This window comes from Nostoc flagelliforme FACHB-838 (assembly GCF_014698065.1).
Classification (GTDB): Bacteria; Cyanobacteriota; Cyanobacteriia; order Cyanobacteriales; family Nostocaceae; genus Nostoc; species Nostoc flagelliforme_B.
Window position 1 is genome coordinate 1 of the sequence record NZ_JACJSI010000336.1, and the last position, 6491, is coordinate 6491.

At 40.0% G+C, this 6491-nt stretch carries 6 protein-coding genes and 1 pseudogene; all 7 read left to right on the top strand.

The window, feature by feature from the left end:
- Positions 1-671: pseudogene (locus H6G97_RS42780) on the top strand (hypothetical protein); the annotation flags it as partial.
- The gene (locus tag H6G97_RS42785) at positions 672-1379 is read left to right on the top strand and encodes a hypothetical protein (RefSeq protein WP_190946611.1); all 708 of its coding nucleotides are present in this window, start codon (positions 672-674) and stop codon (positions 1377-1379) included.
- Between the two features lie 52 nt (positions 1380-1431).
- The gene (locus tag H6G97_RS42790; RefSeq protein ID WP_190946612.1) at positions 1432-2532 is read left to right on the top strand and encodes a hypothetical protein; all 1101 of its coding nucleotides are present in this window, start codon (positions 1432-1434) and stop codon (positions 2530-2532) included.
- Between the two features lie 153 nt (positions 2533-2685).
- Entirely contained in the window at positions 2686-3336 is a 651-nt protein-coding gene (locus H6G97_RS42795; protein WP_242055981.1) for a hypothetical protein, read from the top strand.
- Entirely contained in the window at positions 3333-4901 is a 1569-nt protein-coding gene (locus H6G97_RS42800) for a TrbI/VirB10 family protein (RefSeq protein WP_190946613.1), read from the top strand. The genes H6G97_RS42795 and H6G97_RS42800 overlap by 4 nt, the downstream gene beginning before the upstream one ends.
- Positions 4898-5644, top strand: a complete 747-nt coding sequence (locus tag H6G97_RS42805; RefSeq protein ID WP_190946614.1) for a hypothetical protein — start codon at positions 4898-4900, stop codon at positions 5642-5644. Before H6G97_RS42800 ends, H6G97_RS42805 begins: the two co-directional genes overlap by 4 nt.
- Positions 5641-6491 (top strand): hypothetical protein (locus H6G97_RS42810; RefSeq protein WP_190946615.1); only part of this gene is annotated, 851 nt, incomplete at its 3' end. The genes H6G97_RS42805 and H6G97_RS42810, both read left to right, overlap by 4 nt.

The window sequence follows — 6491 nt, forward strand, 5'->3', positions numbered from 1 at the left end:
ATGCCAAATTGTTAGTATTCGCTTTACGTAATTTATCGAGTGAAGCTGATGCTGCCATACTCGCTCTTAGTGCATACTCTGCTGCTTTACGCCGCGCATTATCATCAAAAGCCAGCATCTTTTTCCTGGATGAAGCACCAATTTTATTCCAATTCGATGCGATCGCTGACCTGATTGGGCGATTGTGTGCCAATGGTGCGAAGTCTGGTATCCGTGTCATCATCTCGGCTCAAGAACCAGAGACTATATATCAGAGTGCATCTGCACAGAAGATATTTGCCAATATCACTACACGTTTAGTAGGCAGGATTCAATCATCAGCCGTTGACCCGTTTATTGTTCGCTTTAAATATCCAACTGAAATCATCAGGGTCAATAGTACGGAAGCTTTTTATCCAAAAAAGTCAGGGATTTACTCTCAGTGGTTGCTTGATGATAACGGCAAGCTAACTTTTTGTCGCTATTATCCCGCTTACTGTTTATTAGCCTCAGTTGCTAATAATCCCAACGAGCAAGAATTACGCAGTTTGTTTCTCAAATACTATCAAGATAATCCTCTGCTTGGGTTAGTCAAATTTAGTGAGGATTATATCAGAATGATTCGAGGGGAAGAGTTATCAGACTTGGCTAAACATTTGATTTCAAAATCACATACAAGGCAGGTAGCTTAAATGAAAAAGCGGACAATTGGGGTAATAATCTCTGTTACAGTTGGCAGTTTATTGATAGCTGCACCTAGTTATGGTTTCAGTATTAACGATTTTATCAATTCATTAGTTTCGGATCTTCAAAGTGAAGTTGGTGAAATTCAAACCTGGGCATCTGATGAGATTAACAGTGCTTGGGCTGACATCAAAGAAAACGCGTCAGCTGCAATTGATAGTTCTATCGGACAATTAGGTGCGCCTGACCCAATTGCTTCGGCTGATCAATTGAAGGATTCACTTAAGGATGATTATTCTTATCCTGTTGCCCAAGAAAAAGCACAGAAGCTCTCACGTGACCTAGCTTTGGCTTCTGTCGCTAGCGTGGTCAGTGAAAAAGGACAGCAGCAAACTCAAGAAAAAATTGATACTACTGCACAAATCGCCCAGCAAGCAAAAGATATTTCTGATCAAGCTCAGAACATGGATGCCTCTCAAAACGTTCTCAAAGCGATCGCTGCTCAGAACGGCTTAATTGTGTCGATGTTAGCAGAACAACGTACTGATTCGCTGTTAGCCCGACAGGACAATGCTTACTCTAACCTGATGCTGACGCAAGTGGCAGATCATCTTGACTCCCAACGGAAAAAGCAGAACTCCGAAGAAGATGGCAGATTATCTCTATTACATGAAGTTGTACTTAATGCACGGCTAGATCCTACTTCTGCTGACTGATGTAGCGTTCAAATATCTTTCAAAATTACTGTATTGAGCAAGGATTCAAATCATGTTTTTACTAGCGCAATTAGATGGTGGCGATTTAGCTGATTTAGCAAAAGAAAATGCAGCTTCAATAGCACAAGGATTTGATGAGCTTTGGAACGAAACTATTAGAGGTGGTGTTTATTCAGCAGTTTGTACAGTCGGAGCTTTATTCGCTATAGCAACACTAACTTTCTTCGTCGTTGAATGGACAAAAAAAATGATGGCGGGGGAAGAGCAAAGAGCTTATACAGACTTTATTTGGCCGTTAATAGTAATTCTTTTGCTCAGTAATAAGGGGGATGTACTAGGAAAGTCAACTTTGGGGATTAGAAACTATATTAATAATGTAAATAATATAGTTCTTAGCGAAGCGGCGGCAGGAATCGATCTCAAGCAAGCGTATGAAAGTGCATTGGGAACTGAAGCAGCACGTAGCGCTATTGGTATTGCTGTAAATAAATGTAGAAATTCATCTTTAAGTCAACAAGAAGAAATCAATTGTTTGAATCAAGCTAAAGAAGATTTAACCAAAAAATATCCAGACAAGTTTAACAAAAATAATGGGGCTTTTTCTTGGTTTGTAGATGCAATTGATGGCGCTATCGATGCTTTTAATGATGTGAAAGATGGTCAAGCAAATGGAATTGATTTAATTTTATCTCCCATTAACGCTTTTGTTGGGTCTGCTGTTACTGACATAGTTACGATAATTTTAGTCGGAATGAATGGGGCTTACCAATGGGGAATTGAACTGACTATGCTCGTAACAGCACTGCTGGGGCCTATAGCTGTTGGTGGTTCTCTGCTACCTTACGGAGCTAAATCAATCTACAGTTGGTTAGTAGGATATTTCAGTATAGGTTTTGGCAAACTTTGCTTCAATATCATTGTTGGTTTCGCCGGGCAATTAGTCGCTGATTCTAAATCTTATCAGCCAATGTTCTTTCTATTTACAATTGGTATAATTGCGCCATTCTTAGCTACAGGTTTAGCAGCTGGTGGTGGCATTTCTGTTTTAATTCAAATCAATAAAGCTGCTGAAAGTTACAGTGGGATTGCCATTGAGGTTGCTAAAGGGGTTGCTACTAAAGGTGGTAGTTTAGTCGGAAAATTAGCTAAATAAAGCCTATGCTGAATCATCAAAAAGCCTCTCCTGCTAATAAAGAGCCATTACAATTACTCAGATACAATAAATATGTGACAACACGAGTTGGAATAATCTCTTTAGTTGGGTTTTCAATGGCGGGATTTTCGCTCTTATTACAATTCCTCAATTATGGGGCAATCAATCAGCATACTAAATCAAAAGCAATTAGCCCTGGTACAATTATCATCAGGTGAGACGATTTCCGCTAGGGCAGTAGACCCTCAGAAACGCTCTGATGAAGTGATTAGAAAGTTTATTTCTGATACCTTTATTAAGATGTTTAATTGGGATGGGATAGTACAAGCTTTCAATGAAAAAGGTGAGCCGATAACTAAGCAAGATACTGGGGTAGAAGTAGGCAAGATTAATAATAAATCTAATAGCCGAGTCACAAGTAAAGCTTATGATGCTGCCTTTGCGTTGAGTGAGAATGGAGGATTTAGAGCCGCATTTCTGAAAAAATTAGCCTCAATTACTCCCACGAGCATATTCAATGGTGATACACAAGTATCTTTAATCCCTAGATTTATTTCACAGCCACGGCAACTCAGAGATGGCAAATGGGAAATAGATTTTATTGGCACGCTGGTAACTTTTGAACGTAGTGATAATTCCGGCAAAGGGATTACTTTTAATAAAACCATTACACTTTCATCAATTTCTAATCCAGAGTATATCCCAGCTAATACTAGTGAACTGTCTAAGAAAATTTATTCGGCAAGGAAGGCCGGATTAGAAATTACCGAAATTGTCGATTTAGATTTGGGCAAAAGAAAATGAGTGAAAATAATAATAAAAATAGGTTTGTATCGACTTTAGAAGATTTGCTTAAAATAGATGATGTTAATAAAACTAATGGTAATAAAGCATCAGAACCGGAAAGTTTATTAGTACCGACTAAGCACACATTTGTTACTTCTCCTTGGTCAAGACTAGCAATAATTGCTGTCCCTTTTGGAGTTGGATTTTTAGCGATATTTTTGATGCTCAATGGTGTTTTCAACCCCGCACCAGCACCAAAGATTGGTCTCTTAACGCAGGAAATACCCACCACTGAACAAGCCCAGCAAAGTGATGATGGAGACGGTGATGCGCGTGCAAAACTTGCTTTGTCGGATCAAGAAGATGAGTTAGGTCGCATTAACAAAAATAAATTTGACCAACCAACGCCAGTACCAGTTTCAGTAGACCAAAAAGTTGTGCCATCTAACCCGCCATCTAACCCACCATCTCCACGACCTGCACCACGGACTGTTCAAAATACACAACCACGTCGCGTAACTCAGACTGCACCACAACCTAGAAGAACCTACACTCAGCCACCAACACGCACGAGTTTTTCTCCAAGATCCTCTATATCTGCACGGACACTCACGCCCCTAGATCCCCTTGAACAATTGAACAAACTCCGTGGCATCGGTTCTTACGGCAAAATCGCATACGCCGAAACTAGCACCAGCAAACAATCTTCATTAGATCCGGCTCAATCTCAAGCAATTCAAAATCAACCGAATGAACAAAATGAACAAACAAATACAAATAATTTTGACCCAACCACGCCGCAAAACTCAAGCGACTCGATTGAAAAGCTCCGCCCCAGGTGGCAAGCGACTTCTAAGGTTAACAAGATTACTTTAGCTAACAATTATTTACCTCAAGAAAGCCAAATTATTCAAGGTAAACAAACTCGTTATTTGACAGTTGGCTCATTTGCTACTGGTGTGATTGTTACTCCATTAGTTCAAACCACAGTTAATGGTTCAGGAAAAACACAAACACCAACCTCTAATAACACTAAGTCTATTGCTAAACTGCAAGAGGATTTACGCGATAACTATGGCCAAGTGGCAATCCCTTCGGGTAGTTTATTGGCAGTCGAATTAGCTTCGGTTGATGGCGGCAGTTACGCTGTAGCGTCGGTCAGAGCGATCATCAAAGATAATACAGAATATCCTATTTCTGCGGGTACGATTTCCGTGACAGGAGTTGGTGGTAGACCCTTGATAGCTCGAAGATTTCAAGACAGGGGCGGCGAGATTGCACGAAGTGACTTGTTTGGCGGTGCTGTGTCTGCATTAGGGAAGGTTGGGGAGATTATGAACCAACCGGATAGTGAAGAAGAAATTCTTGATGAATCCACAGGCAGGATTCGCAGACGTAGTAGTGGCAATCAGCGCAATCTCACTGGTGCGTTAATGTCAGGTTTTTTTGGTAACATCAGTCAAAATCTTAGTCAACGCAATCAACGTACTACTCAAGAAGTTACTTCCCGCCCCAATACTTGGTTTATTCCACAGGGAACCAAAGTCACTTTTAATGTAAATCGTTCTCTGGAGTTGCCATGAAAAAGTTTTTGATTGGTATACCGTTGGCTCTAGCATTTGCTTGTGTACCACTATCCACAATTGCCGCACCAGTTGTTCGCACGATCAAACAGACTCAAGCTAGTGGGACGCAGGCCAAACTACAAACTATCAACATCTGGAATGGTCACGGTGTAGCAATTTCTTTCTATGAAATTGGCGAGACAATTAAAAAAGTCTGGTTAGATGATCCGTCGCAAATTCTGCTTGACACAGATGGTTGTTTATCGGGACTGGATCAGAATTGCTCTAGCCCCGGCGCTGGACTGATTCATCTGCGACGGATCAAAAGAGTAAACATTCCCGGAATACCGCAAACATCTACCACTTTGTTAACAGTAATTACGCAGTCATCCTCTGGAGAGCGTAAAGCTTACAGTTTTCGGCTAGCAACAAGTAATAGCACTCCTAAATATAGTCAGGTAACGATTCTGAATGATGTCGCACGAGAACAAACAGCCCCGAAACCTCAATTGCAATCATTAGTTAAAACACAGCAAACAATTAACCAAATTCGAGGCGGTATTGTTGTTGCTATTAAAAGTGGATGGATTCTTCAGCAAGATGAACTACACCAACGATTGCAAGAGTTAATCGGTTATATACAAGCAGGTGATGACATTTCTACTGCTACTAATAAGGCTTCTGTCTCTCAAGACTTAGTTAACAAATTAATTGCTTTGAATAATAATTCTGATAATTTAAGACAAGGTAATAGTTTATGAAATCATCTTTTCGCCTCAATGATAACGCCTTACGTTACTTAATCTTTTTTAGTTTAGTAGGTAGCTTGTTTCTTCATAGTTTCATAAGATATGGGCTATTGAACTCTTTTGTAGGCTTTTTGCTACCCAAGGCTTCAGCACAAGTACCCGTTATCAATTCACCTAATGGGTTTACTCCTGATTGGTCGCGCTTCAAGTTCAGCGACATGATTATTTCTGAAAGTGGAAGTGTTACCTATCCACGCACAAGAGGTACAGAAACTAGAACTTGGACGGCAGGACAAAGCATTAGCGAGTTTATGGAACTGGGAGATTTTGAAACACCTCAATTAGGAATAGAAAATTTAAATCTCTCAACCATAGCTTCAGCACAAGGAATCAATTTAAATGGGTTAACATTAGATGATTTTCAATTAACTCAATGGCAAACTTTACCATCTTTAACCGAAGCGATTCCTGGCTTAGGTAATAGAAATGTTACAAGTGTTAAACCTGTCAGCGATTTTTTGAGAAGATTTGGAATTACTGGGGGCACAATAGGTAACGCCAGCCAGAATTCTCGTTTACGTGATGTTCAATTAGGAAGAGTAATAAATTTAAAAAATTACTCACTAACATCTATTTCCAATATTCAAAACACATCTATTAATCGATTTGGGGATTGGCAAGACTCCAAAATTAATGGAGTACCTGGATTGTCCACTCTCACTTGGGATAATTTGCCAGGGCTGCAAACACTCGACCTTTCATTCATCGGTAAAGTTGACATTGTACTGCGAGAGATAGAAGCAAACCGGACTCGCTCAATTTCCGGTAGTTATCAACAAGGGTTTAATGTTCCTTGCCT